21 protein-coding genes are annotated in these 23,294 nt (G+C 59.6%); 10 read left to right on the top strand and 11 right to left on the bottom strand.

The features are described from left to right. Window positions 1-90: 90 nt before the first annotated feature. The 3 genes from ACK9YZ_RS13920 to ACK9YZ_RS13930 form a co-directional block, all read right to left on the bottom strand. Complete coding sequence (locus tag ACK9YZ_RS13920; protein WP_416064215.1) at window positions 91-1,455, bottom strand: glutamine synthetase family protein; 1,365 nt, start codon at window positions 1,453-1,455, stop codon at window positions 91-93. Window positions 1,456-1,598: 143 nt separating this feature from the next. Continuing rightward, window positions 1,599-3,149 carry an amino acid permease gene (locus ACK9YZ_RS13925; RefSeq protein ID WP_216755251.1) on the bottom strand — a complete coding sequence of 517 codons (1,551 nt, stop codon included), beginning with the start codon at window positions 3,147-3,149 and terminating at the stop codon, window positions 1,599-1,601. A 120-nt stretch (window positions 3,150-3,269) separates the two neighbouring features. Further along, the gene (locus ACK9YZ_RS13930; protein WP_416064216.1) at window positions 3,270-4,040 is read right to left on the bottom strand and encodes an N-formylglutamate amidohydrolase; all 771 of its coding nucleotides are present in this window, start codon (window positions 4,038-4,040) and stop codon (window positions 3,270-3,272) included. A 177-nt stretch (window positions 4,041-4,217) separates the two neighbouring features. Between ACK9YZ_RS13930 and ACK9YZ_RS13935 the strand changes: the two genes are divergently transcribed. The 7 genes from ACK9YZ_RS13935 to ACK9YZ_RS13965 all read left to right on the top strand — a co-directional run bounded on the left by ACK9YZ_RS13935 (window position 4,218) and on the right by ACK9YZ_RS13965 (window position 11,072). Then, on the top strand, window positions 4,218-5,090 hold the full coding sequence (locus ACK9YZ_RS13935; RefSeq protein WP_216755253.1) for a MurR/RpiR family transcriptional regulator: 873 nt from the start codon (window positions 4,218-4,220) through the stop codon (window positions 5,088-5,090). 187 nt (window positions 5,091-5,277) lie between these two features. Further along, window positions 5,278-6,381, top strand: coding sequence for an ABC transporter substrate-binding protein (locus ACK9YZ_RS13940; RefSeq protein WP_416064217.1), 1,104 nt, complete (start codon window positions 5,278-5,280; stop codon window positions 6,379-6,381). 70 nt (window positions 6,382-6,451) lie between these two features. Then, window positions 6,452-7,345, top strand: coding sequence for an ABC transporter permease (locus ACK9YZ_RS13945; RefSeq protein ID WP_416064218.1), 894 nt, complete (start codon window positions 6,452-6,454; stop codon window positions 7,343-7,345). Continuing rightward, the gene (locus tag ACK9YZ_RS13950) at window positions 7,342-8,130 is read left to right on the top strand and encodes an ABC transporter permease (RefSeq protein ID WP_416064219.1); all 789 of its coding nucleotides are present in this window, start codon (window positions 7,342-7,344) and stop codon (window positions 8,128-8,130) included. Before ACK9YZ_RS13945 ends, ACK9YZ_RS13950 begins: the two co-directional genes overlap by 4 nt. A 12-nt stretch (window positions 8,131-8,142) precedes the next feature. Further along, window positions 8,143-9,204 (top strand): ABC transporter ATP-binding protein, encoded by a 1,062-nt coding sequence (locus tag ACK9YZ_RS13955; protein WP_216755257.1) that lies wholly within the window; start codon window positions 8,143-8,145, stop codon window positions 9,202-9,204. A 166-nt stretch (window positions 9,205-9,370) separates the two neighbouring features. Further along, the gene (locus ACK9YZ_RS13960) at window positions 9,371-10,708 is read left to right on the top strand and encodes an MFS transporter (RefSeq protein ID WP_416064220.1); all 1,338 of its coding nucleotides are present in this window, start codon (window positions 9,371-9,373) and stop codon (window positions 10,706-10,708) included. A gap of 58 nt (window positions 10,709-10,766) precedes the next feature. Then, the gene (locus ACK9YZ_RS13965) at window positions 10,767-11,072 is read left to right on the top strand and encodes an NIPSNAP family protein (RefSeq protein WP_416064221.1); all 306 of its coding nucleotides are present in this window, start codon (window positions 10,767-10,769) and stop codon (window positions 11,070-11,072) included. Between the two features lie 66 nt (window positions 11,073-11,138). Here ACK9YZ_RS13965 and ACK9YZ_RS13970 read toward each other — a convergent pair whose 3' ends face one another. The 5 genes from ACK9YZ_RS13970 to ACK9YZ_RS13990 all read right to left on the bottom strand — a co-directional run bounded on the left by ACK9YZ_RS13970 (window position 11,139) and on the right by ACK9YZ_RS13990 (window position 16,474). After that, window positions 11,139-12,140 (bottom strand): ABC transporter ATP-binding protein, encoded by a 1,002-nt coding sequence (locus ACK9YZ_RS13970; protein WP_416064222.1) that lies wholly within the window; start codon window positions 12,138-12,140, stop codon window positions 11,139-11,141. A 10-nt stretch (window positions 12,141-12,150) separates the two neighbouring features. Further along, the gene (locus tag ACK9YZ_RS13975; RefSeq protein WP_416066741.1) at window positions 12,151-13,167 is read right to left on the bottom strand and encodes a Gfo/Idh/MocA family protein; all 1,017 of its coding nucleotides are present in this window, start codon (window positions 13,165-13,167) and stop codon (window positions 12,151-12,153) included. A 47-nt stretch (window positions 13,168-13,214) separates the two neighbouring features. After that, window positions 13,215-14,057, bottom strand: a complete 843-nt coding sequence (locus ACK9YZ_RS13980; RefSeq protein ID WP_183731225.1) for a carbohydrate ABC transporter permease — start codon at window positions 14,055-14,057, stop codon at window positions 13,215-13,217. A gap of 13 nt (window positions 14,058-14,070) precedes the next feature. After that, window positions 14,071-15,015: a carbohydrate ABC transporter permease gene (locus ACK9YZ_RS13985; RefSeq protein ID WP_416064223.1), complete on the bottom strand. Its 945-nt coding sequence runs from the start codon at window positions 15,013-15,015 to the stop codon at window positions 14,071-14,073. Between the two features lie 199 nt (window positions 15,016-15,214). Beyond that, the gene (locus tag ACK9YZ_RS13990) at window positions 15,215-16,474 is read right to left on the bottom strand and encodes an ABC transporter substrate-binding protein (RefSeq protein WP_216755263.1); all 1,260 of its coding nucleotides are present in this window, start codon (window positions 16,472-16,474) and stop codon (window positions 15,215-15,217) included. 61 nt (window positions 16,475-16,535) lie between these two features. On the opposite strand from ACK9YZ_RS13990, the gene ACK9YZ_RS13995 reads away from it, so the two are divergent. The 3 genes from ACK9YZ_RS13995 to ACK9YZ_RS14005 all read left to right on the top strand — a co-directional run bounded on the left by ACK9YZ_RS13995 (window position 16,536) and on the right by ACK9YZ_RS14005 (window position 18,654). Next, window positions 16,536-16,883: a hypothetical protein gene (locus tag ACK9YZ_RS13995; protein ID WP_416064224.1), complete on the top strand. Its 348-nt coding sequence runs from the start codon at window positions 16,536-16,538 to the stop codon at window positions 16,881-16,883. 125 nt (window positions 16,884-17,008) lie between these two features. Continuing rightward, window positions 17,009-17,893, top strand: a complete 885-nt coding sequence (locus ACK9YZ_RS14000) for an N-acetylglucosamine kinase (protein WP_216755264.1) — start codon at window positions 17,009-17,011, stop codon at window positions 17,891-17,893. Continuing rightward, window positions 17,890-18,654 carry a GntR family transcriptional regulator gene (locus ACK9YZ_RS14005; RefSeq protein WP_216755265.1) on the top strand — a complete coding sequence of 255 codons (765 nt, stop codon included), beginning with the start codon at window positions 17,890-17,892 and terminating at the stop codon, window positions 18,652-18,654. The genes ACK9YZ_RS14000 and ACK9YZ_RS14005 overlap by 4 nt, the downstream gene beginning before the upstream one ends. 3 nt (window positions 18,655-18,657) lie before the next feature. On the opposite strand, the gene ACK9YZ_RS14010 is transcribed toward ACK9YZ_RS14005, so the two are convergent. From ACK9YZ_RS14010 to metH, 3 genes are all read right to left on the bottom strand, one after another. Further along, entirely contained in the window at window positions 18,658-19,059 is a 402-nt protein-coding gene (locus ACK9YZ_RS14010) for a type II toxin-antitoxin system VapC family toxin (protein ID WP_416064225.1), read from the bottom strand. Further along, entirely contained in the window at window positions 19,056-19,289 is a 234-nt protein-coding gene (locus ACK9YZ_RS14015; RefSeq protein WP_416064226.1) for a type II toxin-antitoxin system Phd/YefM family antitoxin, read from the bottom strand. The genes ACK9YZ_RS14010 and ACK9YZ_RS14015 overlap by 4 nt, the downstream gene beginning before the upstream one ends. Window positions 19,290-19,470: 181 nt before the next feature. Continuing rightward, on the bottom strand, window positions 19,471-23,244 hold the full coding sequence (gene metH, locus ACK9YZ_RS14020; protein ID WP_416064227.1) for a methionine synthase: 3,774 nt from the start codon (window positions 23,242-23,244) through the stop codon (window positions 19,471-19,473). Window positions 23,245-23,294 lie beyond the last annotated feature (50 nt).

Here is a 23,294-nt window from a genome sequence, read left to right on the forward strand (position 1 = left end):
CCTGTTTTCTTCTGAGCCGCAGGGAAAGACGCCTCGATTGATCCTCCGCAGGAGAACCCGGTCGGGCGACTTTCCGCTTCGGATATGTTCTTAAGCTCTCTCGAAGCCGCGCGCCACTTCCCAATCCGTGATGCGGCGGTCGTATTCTTCCTGCTCCCATTCGGCAGCGCGGGTATAGTGGTCGATGACATCGTCGCCGAAGGCTGTGCGCAGCATCTCCGATTCCGTCATGGCCTTGGTGGCAGCCCGCAGCGTGCGCGGGATTTCGCGGATATCCTTGCCGAAATAGGCGTCACCCACATAGGGCGCCTCCAGCTCCAGCTTCTTTTCGATGCCGTCGATGCCTGCAGCAAGCAGCGCTGCGAAGGCAAGGTAAGGATTGAGATCGGAGCCGCCGACGCGGCATTCGATGCGGATCGCCTTGGTTTCCTCGCCGCAGAGGCGATAGCCGGCCGTGCGGTTATCCTTGCTCCAGACGGCCTTGGTCGGCGCGAAGGTGCCGGCCATGAAGCGCTTGTAGGAGTTAATATAAGGCGCCAGGAAATAAGTGATCTCGCTCGCGTGGCTGAGCAGCCCGGCAATATAGTTCTGCATCAGCGGCGTCATACCATGATGGCCGGCATGATCGAAGAAGAGCGGTTTTTCTTCCAGGCTCCAGAGCGACTGGTGGATATGCGAGGAACTGCCGGCGGCATTGTAATGCCACTTGGCGAGGAAGGTGATCGCCTTGCCCTTCGACCAGGCGATTTCCTTGCAGCCGTTCTTGATGATCGCATGCCGGTCGGCCATGGTGAGCGCATCGGCATAACGCACATTAATTTCTTCCTGACCGGCCGACGCCTCACCCTTGGAATTTTCGACCGGGATGCCGGCGCCCTGCAGGCCCTTGCGGATCGCCCGCATCACCTCTTCTTCCTTGGTTGTCTGGAAGATATGGTAATCCTCATTATAGACACTGGCGAGTTTCAGGTTGCGGTAGCCGGACGCCTGGGCCGCCTCGTAACTCTGGTCGAAGAGGAAGAATTCAAGCTCGGAGGCCATGTAGGCCTTCATGCCCATGTCCTCCAGCCGCTTGACCTGCTTCTTCAGGATCGCGCGCGGCGAATGCGCCACTTCCTCGTGCGTATGATGGTCCAGCACGTCGCAAAGTACGAGCGCCGTGCCTTCGAGCCAGGGGATGAGCCGCAGCGTCGAAAGGTCCGGCTTCATCGTATAGTCGCCGTAACCCTTTTCCCAGCTTGTTGCCTTGTAGCCGGAGACGGTTTCCATCTCCATGTCGGTCGCCTGCAGATAATTGCAGCTGTGCGTTTCCTTCCAGGCGCTTTCGAGGAAAAATTCCGCCTGGAAACGCTTGCCCATCAGGCGCCCCTGCATGTCCACCTGGCAGGCGAGCACCGTATCGATGCGCCCGTCGGCAACGTCCTGTCTGAGATCGTCGAGAGTATAGCTGCTCATGATTCATCCGCCTGAAATTGAAACCGGGAAATCGGGACAACGAAACGGCATGCGACCGCCGGGATCAACACGTTCGATGCCTTTTCGTTGAACCGTGATGGGGCCGCCGGAGCGGCCCCATCGTGTAAGGGGGAAGCTCCTTTTCAGACTTCGCCAACCGCCGCCTCCGCGGCCGCGATTTCAGCCTGGCGTTTAGCAATCGCCTCGCCGATCGGCGGCCCCTTGAAGCGGCGGTTCTCGAATGCGAACCAGACGATAGCGGTCAAGACGAGGAAGCCTACAGTGATTTCCAGCGCCCAGTCGTTCGGCGGCTGAATGCCGATGTAGAAAATCAAAGCCATCGACAGGATGGCGAGAACGGCAACCACTTTATACAGCCCGATTCCCATATTCCAGGGTCCCATCTTCGGCCATTTCGCTGTTCCTATCGAGATGAGGCCGAGAGCGATCGGCACAACGAAGGACAGGAACAGGAAGATGACCGTGCACGATACGACGATCGAATAAGCAGGGGTACCGGCAATGGTAATCGCCGAGGTAAACCAGACAAAGAGCACGGAAAGGATCGAGCCCGTCCAGATGGCTGCGACCGGCGTGCGGAAGCTCGGGCTGACCTTGGCGAGGACCGAGGACGCCGGAAGCCCCTTGTCACGCGAGAAGGCAAAGATCATTCGCGAAAGCGAGGTGACCGTCGCAAGTCCACACAGGAACTGCGAGACGAATATCAGCACGTAAAGAATGGTTTTGATCGTCGGGTTGACCTGCGCGTCCATCGCCCAGAAGAACACGTTCCAGCCCTGTTTTGCTGCATCGTCCATGTTCGGGATCATCAGCACGAAGGCACACAGCATGAGATAGCCGAAAAGCGCCGACCAGAGAACCGAGGAAACCATGCCACGCGGCACGGAGACGGCGGCCTTGACGGTCTCCTCCGAGGTATGCGCAGAGGCGTCATAGCCGGTGATGGTGTAGACCGGCAACAGCAGGCCGAGCAGGAACGCCATGCCGGTCGAGACGGTGGCCGGCCAGACGAGCGATGCACCTTCGGTGCCCGTATAGTTGGCGAAGGTGAAAAGCCGAGAAACATCCCAGCTCGAGGCAGCAGCCAAGCAGACGATCGTCAACAGAATAGCTGTTGCAAAGATCAGATATCCCGAAAAATCGGTCAGCTTGGCGGTCAAGCCGATGCCGAAATGGTTGATGCCGGCCTGCAGCGCAGTGATGATCGCCACGAAGACGACACGATGAAGGAGCGTGTCCTCTATGCCGAACTGCGGCCCGAAGGCCCCGAAGAAGAAGTAGAAAGTGCCGACATTGATGGCACCGAGCACGGTGACGAGCCCGAGAAGGTTGAGCCAGGCCGACAACCAGCCAGTGAAACGGTTGCCGAGGATCGAGCCCCAATGATAGAGACCGCCGGCTGTCGGATAGGCGGAGCCGATTTGCGCGAGGCCGAGGGCGAAGATGAACGATATCAGGCAGCCGAGCGGCCAGCCGAGGCCGATCGCCGCTCCTCCCGCACCCGCTGTCGCCTGCCCGAGCGAATTGATGCCGCCGGAGAGAATGCAGATGATCGAAAACGAGATTGCAAAGTTCGAAAACGAGCTCATCCGCCGTTCGAGTTCCTGGGCATAGCCCATGGAATGCAGGATATGTATATCCTGCTTCTTGTCACTTTCAGTATAGTCCGACATGACTTCCCCCTGTTGACAATCGCCCGCGGGATTGCGACCGATCCTATGCCAATAGTGCCCGTGGCTTTTCGCCTTGCGGGCTGTTCGCAGTTAAACTGCTCCCCGGGGTCTTCTTTTTATTCAGGCATCCAGACTCTGCTGGAGAAGCCTTGTGAGATAGTCGGCCACGACCCCTTGGCCGGTATCGTCTGCGATGAGGTCGTTGCGGACCTCGATCATGACATTGCGGAGCCCATTGGAAATGCCATGCAGGATCAGCGTGTGCGTCACGCCGTCCTCAGGCCCGTAGGGTTCGTTGCGTTCGGTACGGTAGAGCGGCGCCTCGGCCGCAAAATCCAGCATGCGGTCGGCAAGGCGGCTGTCCTCGTCGTGGAGGATGCCGAGTTCGACAGCGCGCTGCCGGCCATTATAGATCGGCGTAAAACTGTGGATCGTCACGATCACGCTGTCTTGCCCGCTTGCCTGACGGTCGCGGATCAGGGCGCGAACGGCATCGTGAAACGGCAGGTAGAGAGCTTCCGTGCGGGCGTTGCGCTCGCCCTCGGTCAAATCCTTGTTGCCGGGAATCGTATAGATCTCGCTGACCTCGGGCATGGCGCCGGGCGAACTCGGCGGCCGGTTGCAGTCATAAATCAGCCGCGAGAAGCGCTGGTAGATGAGTGTCGCATCCAGCGCTGCCGAAATGGCGCGGGCAACGGCAAGCGCACCCGGATCCCAGGCGATGTGGCTCGAAAGCGCTTCCTCGGAAAGGCCGAGATCGCCGAAATGTTCAGGAAGCGTGCGGGATGCGTGCTCGCAGATGACGAGCACCGGACTCTTGCCGTGAGCACGTTCGATTGCCACGCATTCGCCGTCGGCATCGCTGAGAATTTTGGCCCGAGCCAGCACCAAAGGCGCTTCCCCCATCGCTTAATAAATTCTTTATAAGAAAAGAATTCTTCAGGTTCGCAGCAGTGTCAAGCGCACTCTGAAAATTTCTTTTCATGACAGTCATTGACATGGATTGTGACAGCGTTGTTAACTTTCAGTGGGAAAGTGGCGCCAGACCATCCCGGGGAGCAAAATCACGTGAGTGTCGCGGCCAAGACCGTTTCGGACGTCATTCATTCGTATTTCGGCGTGCTTACGCGCGCCGAGAAGCAATTGGCTGAAAGCCTGCTCGACAACTACCCCGTCTCCGGTCTCGGCAGCATCACCACCATCGCCGAAAATGCCGGCGTCTCCACGCCGACGGTCGTGCGCATGGTCCAGAAGCTCGGCTACAAGGGCTATCCGGACTTCCAGCAGCATCTGCACCAGGAAGTCGAGGCAACGATTTCCAACCCGATCGCCAAACACGATCGCTGGGCTCAGAACGCGCCGGGCACCCATATATTGAACCGCTTCGCCGATGCCATCATGGGCAATCTGCGCCAGACGCTCTCCGATCTCGATACGGCAACCTTCGACAGCGTCGCCGCCCTGCTCTCGGATCGCAAGCGCACGCTCTATTTCGTCGGCGGACGTATCACCGGCGCGCTTGCCGAATACTTCTTTACCCATATGCAGGTCATTCGCCCGAACACGGCGCTGCTCTCCTCCAACTCGTCGAGCTGGCCGCAATATGTCCTCAATATGAATCCGGGCGATCTGCTCATCATCTTCGATATCCGCCGCTACGAGCAGGAAATGGTGAGCCTTGCCACTGCCGCCCGCAAGCGCGGAGCCGAAATCATCGTCTTCACCGACCAGTGGGCTTCGCCCGCCGCCAAGCTCGCCCGTCACGCCTTTCGTGTACAGATCGAGGCGCCATCGGCATGGGATTCCTCCGTCGTCACGCTCTTCATCGTCGAGGCACTCATCGAAGCGGTGCAGAACTCGACATGGGACGAGACGAAGGAGCGCATGAAAACGCTGGAAGGCCTGTTCGAACAGACTCGGCTTTTCCGCAAACCCGGTTAGGAGGGACAGCTAGAAAAAGGGCAAAACAAAGACGCATTTCGCGGAATCAGGATAGCCTGTCGCAAATGAAACATTGCCGCAAGCATCTGCTATTCATGACGAAATTTACGTCACGCAACTGTCATACAAGCTTCATCTAACGCCAGTAACAGCACATCGGACACTGAAAACCCGAAGGAGAACAACAGTGATCTCTAACATTTCTCGACTGCTCTCGCTTTCTACTGCGATGATCGTTGCTTCGACTGCGATCGCAGCAGCTGAGCCGAGCGCTGATCTTATCGCTGCCGCCAAGAAGGAAGGCACGCTGACCACGATCGCTCTCCCGCATAGCTGGTGCGGCTACGGCGACGTCATTGCCGGTTTCAAGGCCAAGTACGGCATTGAGGTCAACGAGCTGAACCCTGACGCAAGCTCGGGCGACGAAATCGAAGCCATCAAGGCCAACAAGGGCAACACCGGCCCACAGGCTCCCGATGTCATCGACGTCGGCCTCTCCTTCGGCCCGTCCGCCAAGAAGGACGGCCTGATCCAGCCTTACAAGGTCTCCACCTGGGATTCGATCCCAGATTCCGCCAAGGATGCAGAAGGTTACTGGTACGGCGACTATTACGGTGTTCTTTCGTTCCTCGTGAACAAGGATCTCGTGAAGGAATCGCCCGCCGATTGGGCCGATCTGAAGAAGAGCGACTACGCAAATAGCGTTGCTCTCGCAGGCGATCCGCGCAGCGCCAACCAGGCCGTCCAAGGCGTCTATGCCGCTGGTCTTTCGGCCGCTGGCGGTGACGCCGCCAAGGCAGGCGAAGAAGGCCTGAAGTTCTTCGCCGAACTGAACAAGGCCGGCAACTTCGTACCTGTTGTCGGCAAGGCTGCTCCCTTCGCGCAGGGCTCCACGCCGATCATCATCGCTTGGGACTACAACGCGCTTTCCTGGGGTGAAAGCCTGAAAGGCAATCCTCCGTTCGAAGTCGTTGTTCCGAAGACCGGCGTCGTTGCCGGCGTCTACGTTCAGGCCATCTCCGCCTTCGCTCCGCACCCGAACGCTGCCAAGCTCTGGATGGAATACCTCTATTCCGACGAAGGTCAGCTCGGCTGGCTGAAGGGCTATTGCCACCCGATCCGCTTCAACGATCTTGCCAAGAACAACAAGATCCCGAAGGAGCTGCTCGACAAGCTGCCGCCGGCAGCGGCCTATGAAAAGGCCGTCTTCCCGACACTCGAAGAACAGGCAGCAGGCAAGGAAACCATCACCAAGAACTGGGATTCCGTCGTCGGCGCTAACGTTCAGTAAACTTTGATCCTACCTCCCCGCCCCGAGGGCGGGGAGGTTTTCTCACTCCGACGCCCAGGATGAGCTTTTCATGAGTACCGTTTCAACGCCGATGGTGGGCAGCACCCCCTTGATCAATAAAGACCGTGTGATCGATTGGCTGGGTATCGCACCCTTCATTATTTTCTCGCTGCTGTTTCTGATCATCCCCACGCTTTATCTTGTGGCGGGCGCGTTTCTGACACCCGAGGGCGATTTCACGCTGAAGAATATCGGCGATCTCTTTACTCCATCGATCATGAGCGCTTACTGGATCAGTATCCGCGTCTCGCTGGCGTCCGCTCTCGGCGGCGCACTGGTCGGCTTCTTTCTCGCCTGGGCCGTCGTGCTCGGCGGTCTGCCCGCCTCGGTACGCTCGACGCTGCTGACCTTCTCCGGCGTCGCCTCGAATTTCGCCGGCGTGCCGCTTGCCTTCGCCTTCCTCGCTACGCTCGGCCGCACCGGCCTCGTGACCGTTTTCTTGCGGGAATGGTTCGGCTTCAATCTCTATGGCACCGGCTTCAACCTGCTCTCCTTTTTCGGGCTCACCATCACTTACATGTATTTTCAGATCCCCCTGATGGTGCTGATCCTGACGCCGGCGCTCGACGGCATGAAGAAGGAATGGCGCGAAGCCTCTGAGATTCTCGGCGCCACCAACCGCCAATATTGGACGATGGTTGCCCTGCCGATCCTCTGGCCGAGCCTGCTCGGTACCACGCTGCTGCTCTTTGCCAACGCTTTCGGCGCCATCGCCACCGCCTTCGCGCTGACCGGCAGTTCGCTGAACATCGTGCCGATCCTGCTCTATGCGCAGATCCGCGGCGACGTCCTGCACAATGCCAACCTCGGTTACGCGATCGCGCTCGGCATGATCGTCATAACCGGCGTATCCAACGTCCTTTATCTCATGCTGCGCATGCGCGCCGAACGGTGGCAGAAATGAAAGCTCAACGTCTCGGAGCCTGGATCGCCATCTTTCTGGGCGCATCCTATTTCATCATCCCGCTGATCGGAACCGTCGAATTTTCGCTGCGCATGCGCCGCGGCACCTATAGCTTCGATGCCTATCAGTCAGTCTTCTCGGACGCTCAGTTCCGCGAGACCTTCGGCTACTCCATGGGAATGGCGCTTCTGACCATAATCTTCGGCACGTTGCTCGTCGTACCGACAGCCTACTGGGTGCGGCTGAGGCTGCCGCAGATGCGTCCGGTTGTCGAATTCATCACGCTGCTGCCGCTCGTCATTCCGGCGATCGTCATCGTTTTCGGCTACCTGAGGATGTACAACTCGTCGTCCTATCTGCCGTTGACGAATTCGTCGATAGGCACCGACGCCCTGCTGGTCTTCTCTTACGTCACCCTGTCGCTGCCCTACATGTACCGCGCCGTCGATACAGCCATGCGCGCCATCGACGTCCGCACGCTGACGGAGGCGGCCGAAAGCCTCGGCGCGCGCTGGACGACCATAATGTTCAAATGCATTTTTCCGAATGTCATGAGCGGCGTGCTCTCGGGCGCCTTCATCACGCTCGCGATCGTCATGGGCGAATTCACCTTCGCAGCACTTCTGAACCGTCCAGCCTTCGGTCCCTACCTGCAACTCGTCGGTGCAAACAAGGCCTATGAACCTTCCGCGCTTGCGGTCATCGCATTCTCGATCACCTGGCTCAGCATGGGCCTGCTCAACCTCGTTTCTCGCTTTGGCAAAGCCCGCCCGGCTAAAGCATAAGGTATTTGGCTCATGTCCTTTCTTACACTGACCAATATTCAGAAATCCTTCGGCCAGACTCAGGTCGTCAAGAACTTCAACATGAACATCGAGAAAGGGGAATTCGTCTCTTTCCTCGGACCGTCAGGCTGCGGCAAGACGACCGTTTTGCGCATGATCGCCGGCTTCGAAACGCCGACCGGTGGCACGCTGACGATCAATGGCAAAGACCAGAGCTCGCTGAAACCGAACCAGCGCAATATCGGCATGGTTTTTCAGGCCTATGCGCTGTTCCCCAACATGTCCGTACATGACAACGTCGCCTTCGGCCTCAAGGTCGCAGGTGCTCCGAAGCCTGCGATCGACGCCCGCGTCAAGGAAATGCTCGGCCTGATCAAGCTCGACCACCTGGCAGACCGCTTCCCTTACCAGATGTCGGGCGGCCAGCAGCAGCGCGTAGCACTTGCCCGCGCCCTTGCCGTCAAGCCGCAGGTCCTGCTGCTCGACGAGCCGCTGTCCGCTCTCGACGCCAAGATCCGCGTTTCGCTGCGCGAGGAAATCCGCCAGATCCAGCAGTCGCTCGGCATCACCACGGTATTCGTCACGCACGACCAGGAAGAAGCGCTTTCGATCTCCGACCGCATTGTCGTCATGAACGCTGGCAAGGCAGACCAGATCGGCACGCCCTTCGAGATCTACAACACGCCGGCAACGCGCTTCGTCGCATCCTTCGTCGGCACGTTGAATCTCATCGAAGCCAAGGTTGTCGATCCCGACAGCAACCGGATCCAGATCGGTGATCAGGCTGTGACGCTGAAACAATCTGTCCAGACCTACAAGGCCGGCGATACCGTTCAGCTCGCACTCCGTCCCGAAGCCGGTTCGCTTGCCGAAAGCACACACAGCGATACGGCTCTGACCGGTCAGGTCGTCTCCGCCCACTTCCTGGGTTCTGTCATCCGAACCCGAATGAATGTCGGCGGCAACGTCATCTCCTTCGACATGTTCAACAGCCCCGGCGTCACCCCGCCGGCTGCTGGCGAAACCGTGACGCTCCGCTTCATGGCCGCCGATCTGCTCGTCATCCGCGATTGACTGCAAGAAAACCGGTCTAGATGAGGGCGCCGCCGATGCGGCGCCTTTTTTTCGTTTTGACGAGAACATTGTCAGCAAACGTGATGAAGCCATCACGATAAAGGGCTTGAAGTGATGGGAGCCATGCCGCATGGAGCAACCATACCGATCCACGAAGTGCTCCATCATGTCATCAATCACAGCCTCCGCTCCCCGCAGCCTGACCCCCCAGGATTTTCGCACGCTTGGCCTTTCCGCCCTTGGCGGCGCGCTGGAATTCTACGATTTCATCATCTTCGTCTTCTTCGCAGCCGTGATCGGCAAGCTTTTCTTCCCGCCGGAAATGCCGGACTGGCTGGTGACGCTGCAGACCTTCGGCATCTTCGCCGCCGGATATCTGGTGAGGCCGCTCGGCGGCATCGTACTGGCCCATTTCGGCGACCTCTTCGGCCGCAAGAAGGTCTTCGCCTTCTCGATCCTGCTGATGGCGCTCTCGACGCTCGGCATGGCCGCAATGCCGACCTATGCCTCGATCGGCATTGCGGCACCCATGCTTCTCATCCTGATGCGCGTCCTCCAGGGTGCGGCGATCGGCGGCGAGGTTCCGGGCGCCTGGACCTTCGTCGCCGAGCATGTACCCTTCCGCCGCGTCGGTTTTGCCTGCGGCTTCCTCTGCTCGGGCCTGACGCTCGGCATCCTCTTCGGCTCTTTTATCGCGACGATCATCAATACGGTCTTCACGCCCGACGATATCGCTGCCTATGCATGGCGCCTGCCATTCTTCATCGGCGGCATCTTTGGCCTCATCGCCGTCTATCTGCGCCGCTGGCTGCAGGAGACGCCGATCTTCTCCGAGATGAAGCAGAGCCGCTCACTGGTGCCGGAACTGCCGCTGAAGGCCGTGCTGCGCGACTATCCCCGCGGTATCGTGATCTCCATTCTGCTGACCTGGATCCTGTCCGCCGGCATCGTGGTGACAACCTTGATGACGGCGACGTTTCTGCAGAAGCAGTATGGCTATACCGCCCAGCAATCGCTAGCTGCCACGAGCTTCGGCACGCTGTTCCTGATCTTCGGCACGGCGGCAGCGGGTGCAATCGTCGATCGTGTCGGCTCAGGCCGGTTCTTCCTGGTCTCGAGCATCTTCTTCGCCATCGCCACCTTCGCCTTCTACAGCTATGCCGCAGTTTCGCTGACGGTGCTCTTCATGCTCTATGCCATCATGGGCCTCGCCGTCGGCATGGTCGGCGCAGTGCCTTATGTGATGGTGCGCGCCTTCCCGGCCCGCGTCCGCTTCAGCGGCCTCTCCTTCTCCTACAATGTTTCCTATGCGATCTTCGGCGGACTGACACCGCTTGCCGTCGCCGCCCTGCTCCCGATCAACCCGATGGCACATGCCTATTATCTGCTGTTCATCGCCGCCCTTACCTTCGGCCTCGGCCTCTACCTTCTGGCCAAGGGAGATAGCATCGAGGCCGAAGTCGGCATCGAGGAACTGACAGACCGGCTGACCTCCCGAACCTGAACGGGCAACACAGGCCGGACGGCCATTCGCCCGGCTTTTTCCACAATGGGATATTTCAATGATTACCTGCTATCTGCGATACGTCATCGATCCATACAAGGTCGCCGAATTCGAGGAATACTCCCGGCTCTGGATTCCGATCGTCAACAGGATGGGCGGTACCCATCACGGCTATTTCCTGCCGTCAGAAGGCGCCAACAACATTGCGGTTGCGCTGTTTTCCTTCCCGAGCCTCGCCGCCTATGAGGACTATCGCACCCGGATGGCAAGCGACCCAGAATGCCAGGCCGCCTTCGATCTCGACAAGCGTAACCGCAGCATCATCAGCTATGAGCGCAGCTTCATGCGTCCGGTTCTCCGGTGAAGACGGCTCTATCAATTGTCTGAAATGAAAGCCCAGCTTGGCGGGGCTTTTCATACGTAGACACAGTTACCGGATCGCTTGATCGTTCGCGTCGAAGCGGTGGATATGGCTTCCGTCCGGCGTCGCATAGACGATCTCGTCGGGCTCGTATTTGTGCTCACCGAAGAGACGCGCGGTCAACAGGCCGCACTGCTCGGATTCCAGATAGACGATGGTGTCAGCGCCAAGATGCTCGACATGCACAGTCTTCGCCTTCCAGGTGCCGCTGTCGCGCGAGAGCGTCAGATGCTCGGGGCGGATACCGACGGTTTTTGCATCGGCATCCCCCACCTTGTCGCCGGAAATAAAGTTCATCTGCGGCGAGCCAATGAAGCCTGCGACAAAGACATTGGCCGGGCGGTTATACAGCTCCATCGGCGAGCCGATCTGCTCGATCGCACCGGCATTCAACACCACGATCTTGTCGGCAAGCGTCATGGCTTCGACCTGATCGTGGGTGACATAGATCATCGTCGCCTTGAGGCTGCGATGCAGGCGGGCGATCTCGAGGCGCGTCTGCACGCGCAGCGCCGCATCGAGGTTGGAAAGCGGTTCATCGAACAGGAAGAGCTCCGGCTCGCGCACGATCGCACGGCCGATCGCAACGCGCTGGCGCTGGCCACCCGAAAGTTCGGCCGGGCGGCGGGCGAGATATTGTTCCAGCGACAGCATCGAGGACGCCTCGGAGACGCGCTTTTCGATCTCGTCCTTCGCAGTACCCGCCTGCTTGAGGCCGAGGCCCATATTGTCCTTGACCGTCAGGTGCGGATAGAGCGCGTAGGACTGGAACACCATGGCGATGCCGCGCTTGGCCGGTGGCGTCAGCGTCTCGTCGCGGCCATTGATGATGACGGCACCCGATGTCACGTCTTCCAGGCCGGCGATGCTGCGCAGCAGGGTCGATTTCCCGCAGCCGGAGGGGCCGACGAAGATGACGAATTCGCCGTCCTTGACCTCGAGGTCGATGCCCTTCAGCACGTCATGCTTGCCGTAGGCCTTGCGGATGGATTTGAGTTGAAGCGATCCCACTAGTCTTTCCTTATAGTCTAACCGGTCGGCCGGTGCGCACGCTCTCGTCGGCGGCAAGACAGATGCGCAGCGAGGCTACGGCATCATCCATATGGCGGGTAAGGTCCAGATCCTCGTTGATAGCGCGCGCCACGAATGCCTGTTCCAGGTCGCAAAGCGCCTGATGACCCGGCTCGCCTTCCATGGTCATGTCCTGATCGGGACGGATGAATTTGCCGTCAGGCCCGGTCTCTGCCGTATGCAGGCGGATGACGGAAGTCTTGGTATGCGTGTCGATGTCGTCGGACTTCGCCTTCGGGTCCATGACGATCGAAACGGCGCCGTTCGGCGACATGACGTCCTTCACGAAGAAGGCCGTCTCGGAAATCATCGGCCCCCAGCCGGCCTCGTACCAGCCGACGGAACCGTCCTCGTAAAGAACCTGCAGGTGACCGTAATTGTACATATCCGGCGCGATCTCGTTCGACAGGCGCAGGCCCATGCCACGCACCTCGACCGCCCTAGCATCGGTGATCTGGCACATGACATCGACATAATGGACGCCGCAATCAACGATCGGCGAGGTCGTCTGCATCAGTGACTTATGCGTTGCCCAGGTCGGCCCGCTGGATTGCTGATTGAGGTTCATGCGGAAGACATAGGGACCACCGAGCTTCCGCGCTTCCTCGATAAGCTTGATCCAAGAGGGGTGATGGCGAAGGATATAGCCGATCACCAGCTTCTTCTTCGCTTTCTTCGCCACTGCCACGACACGCTCCGCATCGGCAACGGTCGTTGCCAGCGGCTTTTCAACGAAGACGTCGCAGCCGGCCTCGAAGGCGGCCACAGCATAATCGGCATGGCTGTCGGAATAGGTGTTGATCGAGCAGAGATCCGGCTTCAATTCGGCAAGTGCGGCCATGAAATCCGGATGGATCGTGTACTGCTCCAGCTCCGGTGCCAGTTGCGACGGCTTGGAGCGGTTGACGAGGCCGACGATCTCGTAGTTCGGATTGTTGTGATAGGCGAGCGCATGGCTGCGGCCCATATTGCCGAGGCCGGCGACGAGGACGCGGATCGGCTTTTCGGATTGGCTCACTTGACGGCTCCCGAGGTAATGCCGCGGATCAGCTGCCGCGAGAAGATGACGTAGAGAACGAGGATCGGCAGGATCGCGAGCGACAGTGCTGCCAGAACCGCATTCCAGTTGGTGACGAACTGGCCGATGAAGATCTGCGAGCCGAGCGTCACGGTCTTGGTGGCTTCCGACGGCGCCAGGATCAGCGGAAACCATAGGTCGTTCCAGATCGGGATCATCGTGAAGACGGCGACCGTCGCCATTGCCGGCCGCACCAGCGGCAGCACGAGGCGGAAGAAGATCGCATATTCCGAAAGCCCGTCGATGCGCCCGGCATTCTTCAGGTCGTCGGACACGGTGCGCATGAATTCCGACAGGATGAAGATTGCCAGCGGTATGCCCTGCGCCGTATAGACCAGGATCAGCGCCGTCAGCGTATTGACGAGGCCGGTCGCGACCATGCCCTGCAGGATGGCGACCGTGCCGAGGCGGATCGGGATCATGATGCCGATCGCCATGTAGAGGCCAACAAGCGTATTGCCCCTGAAGCGATATTCCGACAGTGCGAAGGCGGCCATGGCCCCGAACAGCAGCACGAGGAAGATCGCCACGATCGTCACGATGAAGCTGTTCTGGAAATAGGTGGCGAAGTCACCCTGCCCCAGCACCGTCTGGTAACCAACGAGGCTGAAGGTGGACGGCGTCGGCACCTGCAGCGGCGACCGGAAGATCGAGTTGCGATCCTTGAACGAATTGATGATCGTCAGGAACACCGGGAAGATGGCAATTAGCGTGTAGCCAACCAGCGCCAGATGCACGAGGCCGGTGCGGATCGGGGATGTGCGCGCTCTGTTCGACATGGGCTCACATTCCTCAGAACTGGTAGCGGCGCATGCGCCGCTGGATGGCGAAAAGATAGAAGGAGACGCCGGCAAGGATGATCAGGAACATGACCGTTGCGATCGTCGCGCCCATGGAGCGGTCGCCGAGCTGCAGCTGGAAGCCGAAGAAGGTACGATAGAGCAGCGTGCCCAGAATATCCGTCGACATGTCGGGGCCGGCAAGCGCGCCCTGCACCGTGTAGATCAGATCGAAGGCGTTGAAATTGCCGACGAAGGTGAGGATCGAGATTATGCCGATTGCCGGCAGGACCAGCGGCAGCTTGATCTTCCAGAACTGCGCCCAGCCGGTAATGCCGTCGCATTCGGCAGCCTCGATGACTTCCTCGGGAATGCTGAGAAGGGCCGCATAGATTAGCATCATCGGGATGCCGATATATTGCCAGTTGGAGATCAGCGACACTGCGATCAGCGCAGGGCCGGACTGGCCGAGCCAGGGCGCAAAGGCCCACTTCAGGCCGACGAGGCTCATCAGCCAGGGTGCGACGCCCCAGATCGGAGAGAGGATCAGCTTCCAGATGAAACCGACGATAACGAAGGAGAGCAGCGTCGGCAGGAAGATCGCCGTCCGATAGAAGGCAACAAAGCGCAGTCGAGGCGTCGACAGCAGGGCCGCAAGCGCAATCCCGATCGGGTTCTGAACGCACATATGGATGATGAAGAAGATGACGTTGTTGCGGAGCGCATTCCAGAAGTCATGCACCCAGCGGGCATCGCCGAAAAGAACCTTGTAATTGGCGAAACCGACAAACGCCGGGGCGCCGTCGACCGTATTGTAGAAAGAAAGCCGGAGCGTTTCGATCAGCGGCAGGATCATGATCGCCGAATAGACGACGAAGGCCGGCAGAAGGAAAATTCCGATATGCCAGCGGATGGGACGCTTGATCGGTTCAGGAATTGCCGATGTCTGATCGGTCATTACTTGGCTCGCTTTTGGCTTCGTTCTCTCCCTCATCCCTGTTCACGACGGGGATCGAGCAGCGCCGGTTCAGCGGTGCGGGAGACTCTTTCACGCGAAAGACTTCGCGTGGCTAGGTTCCTGTGACATCCCCAGCCGGGCCGAGGATACGGGAACGAGGGCGGCAACCCGATTGCCGCCCTCCTCTCATGCTTTCAGCTTACTTCGCCGGCTTGTACCAGCTGTCGAGGCCCTTCTGGAGCTTTTCGGCAGCAACGGCAGGCGTATCCGTGCCATTGATGACGTTTGCCGATTCAACCCAGGTCTCGTTTTCGAGATTCGGCGTACCGCGCGACAGGATCTGATAGGTCGAGCGGACGGTCGACTTGTACGGGCCGCGCCAGGAAACGAATTCCTGAGCCAACGGATCGCTCATCTTGACCGGGTTGGAGTTCAGGCTGAAGAAGCCCGGCAGGGAGTTGGCATAGATATCGGCAAACTCAGGCGAAGCAACCCAGCTGAGAAACTTCTTGGCTTCTTCCTGGTGCGTGCTCTTGGCGTTCAGTGCAACGCCGATATCCGGATGATCGGAGATGTAGCCTTGGTCGCCAGCCTTCGGAACCGGCGGCGGGAAGGCCCCCATCTTGAACTGCGCCTGCGTGTTGAACAGCGCGATTTCCCACGAACCGGCCGGATAGATGGCGGCGCGGCCGAGCGTGAAGAGGTTCTGGCTGTCCGAATAGGTCTGGGCTTCGAAACCGTCGCCCAGATAGGGCTTCCACTTGGCAAGCTCTTCATAGGGCTTGACCCATTCGGGATCGGTCAGTTTCTGCTTGCCGGCGATCAGGGCTTCGCGGCCCTCTTCACCCTTCCAGTAGTTCGGGCCGATGTTCTGGTAGCCCATGGTTGCGGCTTCCCAGAGGTCCTTCGTGCCCATGGCGAGCGGGATGTAGGTACCGTCGGCCTTGATCTTGTCGAGGGCAGCGAAGAACTCGTCTTCCGTCTTCGGAACAGCGATACCGAGCTTGTCGAAGGCATCCTTGTTGTAGATGAAACCGTGGATGACCGAAGCCATCGGTACGCAGAAGGTCGACTTGCCATCGTCTGTCGACCATGCAGCCTTGGCGACCGGCGAGAAGTTTTCCATGCCGGACAGGCTGGTGATGTCGACGAGCTGCTTCTTGTTGAAGAGCTCGAGCGATGCGTCGAACGGACGGCAGGTAATGATGTCGCCTGCGGAACCGGCGTCGAGCTTGGCGTTCAGCGAAGCATTGTATTCAGTCGGAGCGGTCGGCGAGAAGACGATCTTGATGCCCGGGTTCTTGGCTTCGAAAGCCGGGATGATCTTTTCCTGCCAGATCTGCAGGTCGTCGTTACGCCAGCTTTCGACCGTGAGCGTCACGTCGGCGGCATGAACGAGGCCAGCCGACGACAGCAGGCTGGAGGCAAGCAGCAGGCTTTTCAGAGCAGTGTTTTTCATTTCCCTCTCCTGTTTTTAAGCGCCGCAAGGCGCTGTTTTCGATCTGGAACAAGCGGTTGGCGTGCCTGAGGAAACACCCAACGCCCCTTTTAGAGCCGCCAAGATTGCCGGCCCCGAAGCTCTGTCGACACGGAAGACGATTGCTTCCGGCCGGATGGTGCGCCCTCCCGATACGCTGAACCGGGCGCCTGAAAAAGTAAGCGAAAAGCTTGAAAGATGCCTCACACATCCGCGAGCCTTGCCGGCCCTTCGGATCACTGTCTGCACCTTTCTCGAAACCTGGCCGGCGCTGTTTTTCTTTGCCGGTTTTCACATGCCTCGATACGCTGTTCCCTTTTCCGGAATTAAGGCCAAAAAAATACCAATTGTCCAGCCGAAATTAACTTCTGAGCCAGAGAAAATTGATTAAAAAATTTTATCATATAAAATCAATAGGATAAAAACGGACAATTTCCTGATCATTTCCGCTTGGTAAATGGTATTTTTTTGGTATTGTATTAAAAAACACAAGGGAACGGCGTATCCGGAGGTCCGATGACGGAACTTGCAATCGGCATAGATGGCGGTGGAACAAGCTGCCGGGCCGCAGTTGCGGACAGAATGGGCAATGTCATCGGCCACGGCAGGGCTGGCCCTGCCAATATCCTTTCCGACCTGGAAACCTCTCGCGTCAATATCGTCGAAGCCGCTCGGGCTGCCCTTCGCGATGCGGGGCTCGAAAGTGAAACCGCTTCCACCGCCTCCGCAGTCGTCGGTGTCGCCGGCGCCAACGTCGGCGACTACGGCAAGCGCATCGAAAAGGCCCTGCCCTTCAGGAATGCACGAGTCGTCACTGATGCGCTGATTTCGCTGCAGGGCGCACTCGGCGACGCCGATGGCATTGTCGGCGCTTTCGGAACCGGCTCCGTCTATAATGCGCGCCGGAACGGCAAGCTGCATGGCATCGGCGGCTGGGGCTCCATCGTCGGCGATCAGGCAAGCGGCGCCCGTCTTGGCCGCGATCTCTTGGAAAGATCCTTGCTTGCTTATGACAAGGTCCGCACTGCCTCGTCGCTGACCGATAGGCTCCTGGCCGAATACGACAACGATCCGGAACGCGTCGTCGAATTCGCCCATACGGCCCGGCCAACGGATTTTGCGCGTTACGCGCCCATGGTCTTCGAAGGCGCGCTGGCCGGCGATGCCACGGCAATCGAGATCATCAAGGATGCGGCGCGCGCCATCGACGAAAGCCTCGACGCGCTGTCCTGGCCGGAGTGCCCGTCCATCTGTCTGCTTGGCGGACTGGCGAAAGCCTATCACCCCTGGATTGCCGACCGACACAAGGCGCTGCTGTCGGAGCCGAAAGCCGACGCGCTGCGGGGCGCGGTCGATCTCGCCGTCAAACTCCTGAATCAACGGCAGAGAGGTGCGGCATGACTGACGATCTCGCCACCATCCTCTCACCTGCACGCCTTCAGGCCGGCGGCACCGGCCCGCTCTATGTGAAGCTGCGCCGCACACTGGAAGATGCCGTCCGCACCGGCACCCTCGCCCATGGCGACGCCCTGCCGCCGGAACGCGACATCGCCGAATTTGCCGCCGTCAGCCGCGTCACCGTGCGCAAGGCGATCGACGAGCTTGTGGCCGACGGCCTGCTGGTGCGCCGCCACGGCTCCGGCACCTTCGTCGCCAAGCCGGTTTCGAAGGTCGAACAGCGCCTGTCGCAGCTCACCTCCTTCACCGAGGATATGGCCCGGCGCGGCATGACCGCCCGCTCCGAATGGCTGCACAAGGGCGTCCACACGCCCTCGCCCGACGAGATGATGATCCTCGGCCTCGGCACCGACATCAAGGTCTCGCGGCTGTCGCGCCTGCGTATCGCCGACGACCAGCCCTTGGCGATCGAACATGCGAGCGTCTCGGGCGAATTCCTGCCCGACCCCTCCTCCGTGACCAACTCGCTTTATGCCGAACTGGAGCGCCGCGGCGTGCGCCCCGTCCGCGCCGTCCAGCGCATATCCGCGACCAACATGAAGGAAGCCGACGCCCAACTGCTCGGCGTGCCCGTCGGTCAGGCCGGGCTTTCGATCGAGCGCATCTCCTATCTCGGCTCCGGCCGCGCGGTGGAATTCACCCGCTCCCTCTATCGCGGCGATGCCTATGACTTCGTCGCCGAACTGACGATCGGGGCAACGTAAGCCTTACCAGAAGCGGGCGATCCAAAGCTCATTGCCGCCAAGTTCGTCGAAGACGACGTCGGCGGAGATGATGGGTATTCCATTCTGCATGGCAGTGGCCGCAAGCAGCCGATCGAAGGGATCGCGATGGTGCCAGTCCATAACGGCGGCTGTCAGACATATGTCCGGCGTCAACGCGGCAATGATACCGCCCTGCTCCTGCAAAAGATCTGCGAGCCGCTCGATGAAAGGTTCCATCTCTGGCCACTTGCCGAGACGAACCTTCTGGCCGATCTCAAACAGAGATATGGGGCTGACGAAAATAGTCTCGGCCTTTTCGATCATGGCAATCGCCTTGGTCGAGAGACGATCGTCGCCGGTCAGCGACCATGCCCAGGCATGCGTATCGAGCAGAAGCGTATTCACTCAGCCCCTTCCCAGGATGCGAGTTCTTCTTCATCCAATGGCTCGAAGAAGTCAGGCCCCTTACCACCGACTTGCCCCTTCAACAGGCCGATCTTGAAGGGTGCCTGGCCAATCGGAACGATCTTCACGACAGGCTTGCTCCCCTTTGCGATCACCACTTCCTCACCGGAAAGGGCGGCATCGATCAACTTCGACAGATTAGTCTTCGCAGCATGGATGGTAACTTGCATGACAACTCTCATTAGCTAACTTAGCTAAGCATACCATCTCGGCGTCAAAGCCGAAAGGCCGTGAAGGCAGGGAATTATGAGGCACATCAAAAAGATAAAGCCGGAACGTGAATCACGTCCCGACTTTTCGTTGAATCAGTCGCTCAGCCAGCCACCTCAAGCAACTGGAACGATTCGACAATCAAGCCGCGTCTTCGATGTCCTCATCGACCTTGCGCGGGACATAGTTGAGTACCGGTCCGAGCCAGCGCTCGACCTCGGATATCTCCATGCCCTTGCGCTTGGCATAGTCTTCCACCTGATCGCGCTCCACCTTGGCGACGCCGAAATAGTATGAGTCCGGGTGGCCGATATAGATGCCGGAGACCGACGAGCCGGGCCACATCGCATAGCTCTCCGTCAGTTTAACGCCGGCAGTATTTTCTGCGTCGAGAAGGCCAAACAGAGTCTTCTTCTCGGTATGGTCTGGTTGCGCCGGATAGCCGGGCGCCGGGCGGATACCCGCATAGGCCTCGGTGATGAGGTCCTCGTTGGAGAGGTGCTCGTCCTTGGCATAGCCCCAATATTCGCGGCGCACCCGCTCATGCATGCATTCGGCGAAGGCTTCGGCGAAGCGGTCGGCAAGCGCCTTCACGAGGATCGAGGAATAATCGTCGTTCGAACGCTCGAAACGTTCGGCGATGGCGATCTCCTCGAAGCCGGCCGTTACCACGAAGCCGCCGACATAGTCCTGCACACCGCTATCAACAGGTGCCACGAAGTCCGACAACGCCACGTTCGGGCGGCCGTCGCGCTTCGAAAGCTGCTGGCGCAGCGTGTAGAACGTCGCCAACTCCTCCTTGCGCGCATCGTCCTTGAAGAGGCGGATATCGTCGCCAACGGTGCCAGCCGGCCAGAAGCCGATGACGGCGCGCGGACGGAACCACTTCTCGTCGATGATCTTCTTCAGCATCGCCTGGGCGTCGTTCCAGAGCGCCCGTGCAGCTTCACCCTGCTTCTCGTCCTCGAGGATCGCAGGATAACGGCCACGCAACTCCCAAGTCTGGAAGAACGGTGTCCAGTCGATGTACTCTGCAAGCTTGGCCAGATCGTAGTCTTCGAATACCTTGGTGCCGAGGAAGCTCGGCTTGGTCGGCTTATAGGCCGCCCAGTCTACCTTCTGCGCATTTTCGCGGGCACGCGAAAGCGGCAGGCGCACCTTCTCCGCTTCGCTGCGCGCATGCGCGGCAGCGACCTTGGCATATTCGGCCCTGATATCATCGATATAGGACTGACGACCTTCCGGCGACAGCAGCGAGGAGACGACGCCGACGGCACGGCTCGCGTCGGTCACATAGATCGACTGGCCCTTGTTGTAACCCGGATGGATCTTGACGGCCGTATGCACGCGGCTGGTCGTTGCCCCGCCGATCAGTAGCGGAATGTCGAAGCCCTGCCGTTCCATTTCGGCCGCCACATGCACCATCTCATCAAGCGACGGGGTGATGAGGCCTGAAAGACCGATGACATCGACATTCTCGGCAACAGCCGTTTCGAGGATCTTCGTTGCCGGCACCATGACGCCGAGGTCGATGATCTCGTAATTGTTGCAGGCGAGCACGACGCCGACGATGTTCTTGCCGATATCGTGCACGTCGCCCTTGACGGTCGCCATCAGGATCTTACCGGCAGACTTGCGTTCCTCACCGCCATTCTGGCGCTTCTCCTCCTCCATGTAAGGAAGGAGAACGGCAACGGCCTGCTTCATGACGCGTGCGGACTTCACCACCTGCGGCAGGAACATCTTGCCCGAGCCGAAGAGGTCGCCGACCACGTTCATGCCAGCCATCAGCGGGCCTTCGATGACATGCAGCGGGCGCGCGGCCTGCTGGCGGGCTTCCTCGGTATCGGCCTCGATATATTCGGTAATGCCGTTGACCAGCGCATGCTCGAGACGCTTCTCGACGCTCCATTCCCGCCAGGAGAGATCCTGCGCCTTGGCTTCCTTGCCGGCAGCACCCCGGAAACGTTCGGCCACATCGAGCAGCCGCTCGGTCGCATCGGCGCGGCGGTTCAGCACCACGTCTTCGCAGGCCTCGCGCAGTTCCGGGTCGATCTGGTCATAGACGGCCAGCTGGCCGGCATTGACGATGCCCATGTCCATACCCGCCTGGATGGCGTGGTAGAGGAACACGGCATGCATCGCCTCACGCACCGGCTCGTTGCCGCGGAAGGAGAAGGAGAGGTTCGAGACGCCGCCGGAGATATGGACGAGTGGCATGGTCTTGCGGATCGTGCGCGTCGCCTCGATGAAGTCGACGCCGTAGTTGTTGTGCTCCTCGATCCCCGTCGCGACCGCGAAGATATTCGGGTCGAAGATGATATCTTCGGGCGGGAAGCCGACCTTTTCCGTCAAAAGCTTGTAGGCGCGTGTGCAGATCTCGACCTTGCGGTCATAGCTGTCGGCCTGTCCCGTCTCGTCGAAAGCCATGACGACGACGGCAGCGCCGTAATTATGCACCAACCGCGCCTGGGCGAGAAAATTCTCCTCGCCTTCCTTCAGCGAGATCGAGTTGACGATCGCCTTGCCCTGCACCCGCTTCAGGCCGGATTCGATAATCGAGAATTTCGACGAGTCGATCATCACGGGCACACGGGCGATATCCGGCTCGGCAGCGATCAGGTTCAGGAACTCGACCATCGCCTTTTCGGAATCGATCAGGCCTTCGTCCATGTTGATGTCGATCACCTGGGCGCCGTTCTCGACCTGGTCGCGGGCAACGTCGAGGGCTGCCGTGAAATCGGCATTGGTGATCAGCTTGCGGAACTTGGCCGAACCGGTGACGTTGGTGCGCTCGCCGACATTGACGAAGGGAATGTCCTTGGTCAGTTCGAAGGGTTCGAGGCCGGAGAGCGACATGAAGGGGCGATGCTCGGGGATCGGCCGCGGCTTGTATTTGGCAACCGTCTCGGCAATGACACGGATATGCTCGGGCGTGGAGCCGCAGCAGCCGCCGACGATGTTCACCAAACCTTCGCGGGCAAAACTGTCGATCTGCGCCGCCATCAGTTCCGGCGTCTCGTCATACTGGCCGAATTCGTTCGGCAGACCGGCATTCGGATAGGCGCAGATGAAGGTATCGGCAACGCCCGAAAGCTCCTGCAGATGCGGACGCATCGCATTGGCGCCGAGCGCGCAGTTGAGGCCGATCGTGAAGGGATTGGCATGACGCACCGAATTCCAGAAGGCAGTCGGCGTCTGGCCGGAGAGCGTACGGCCAGAGAGGTCAGTGATCGTGCCCGAGATCATCACCGGCAGGCGAATGCCCTTGGCTGCAAAGCGCTCCTCGCAGGCGAAGATCGCAGCCTTCGCATTCAGCGTGTCGAAGATCGTCTCGATGAGGATGATATCGGCGCCGCCATCGATCAGGCCGTCGATCTGCTCGGCATAGGCATCACGCAGGTCATCGAAGGTAACGGCGCGGAAGCCAGGATTGTTGACGTCGGGCGAGATGGAGGCCGTGCGGTTGGTCGGGCCGATGGCACCGGCCACGAAGCGGCGCCTGCCGTCTTCACGCTCGGCGCGCTGCGCGGCGCGGCGCACGATTTCGGCACCTTCCTTGTTCAGCGCATAGACCTCACCTTCCATCTGGTAATCGGCCTGCGCGATGCGGGTCGAAGAAAAGGTGTTGGTCTCGAGGATATCGGCGCCGGCCTTGGCGTATTTATAATGGATTTCCTCGATCGCATCAGGCTGCGACAGGATCAAGAGGTCGTTATTGCCCTTCTGATGGCAGGCGCAGCCGATAAAACGCGAGCCGCGGAAATGGTCCTCATCGAAGCCCAGACCCTGGATCTGCGTACCCATGGCGCCGTCAAGAACGAGGATGCGTTCGCTGGCGGCTTTCTTAAGCGCCGCGAATACTTCACTGCCGTCACGCTTGCCCCCTTCGGGACCAAAAAGACTATCAAACACGGGAAGGCTCCTTGACGTCATAAGATCAGAAACGACAAATCACATAAAGA

It is taken from the genome of Rhizobium sp. ZK1 (assembly GCF_047782645.1).
Taxonomy (GTDB): domain Bacteria; phylum Pseudomonadota; class Alphaproteobacteria; order Rhizobiales; family Rhizobiaceae; genus Rhizobium.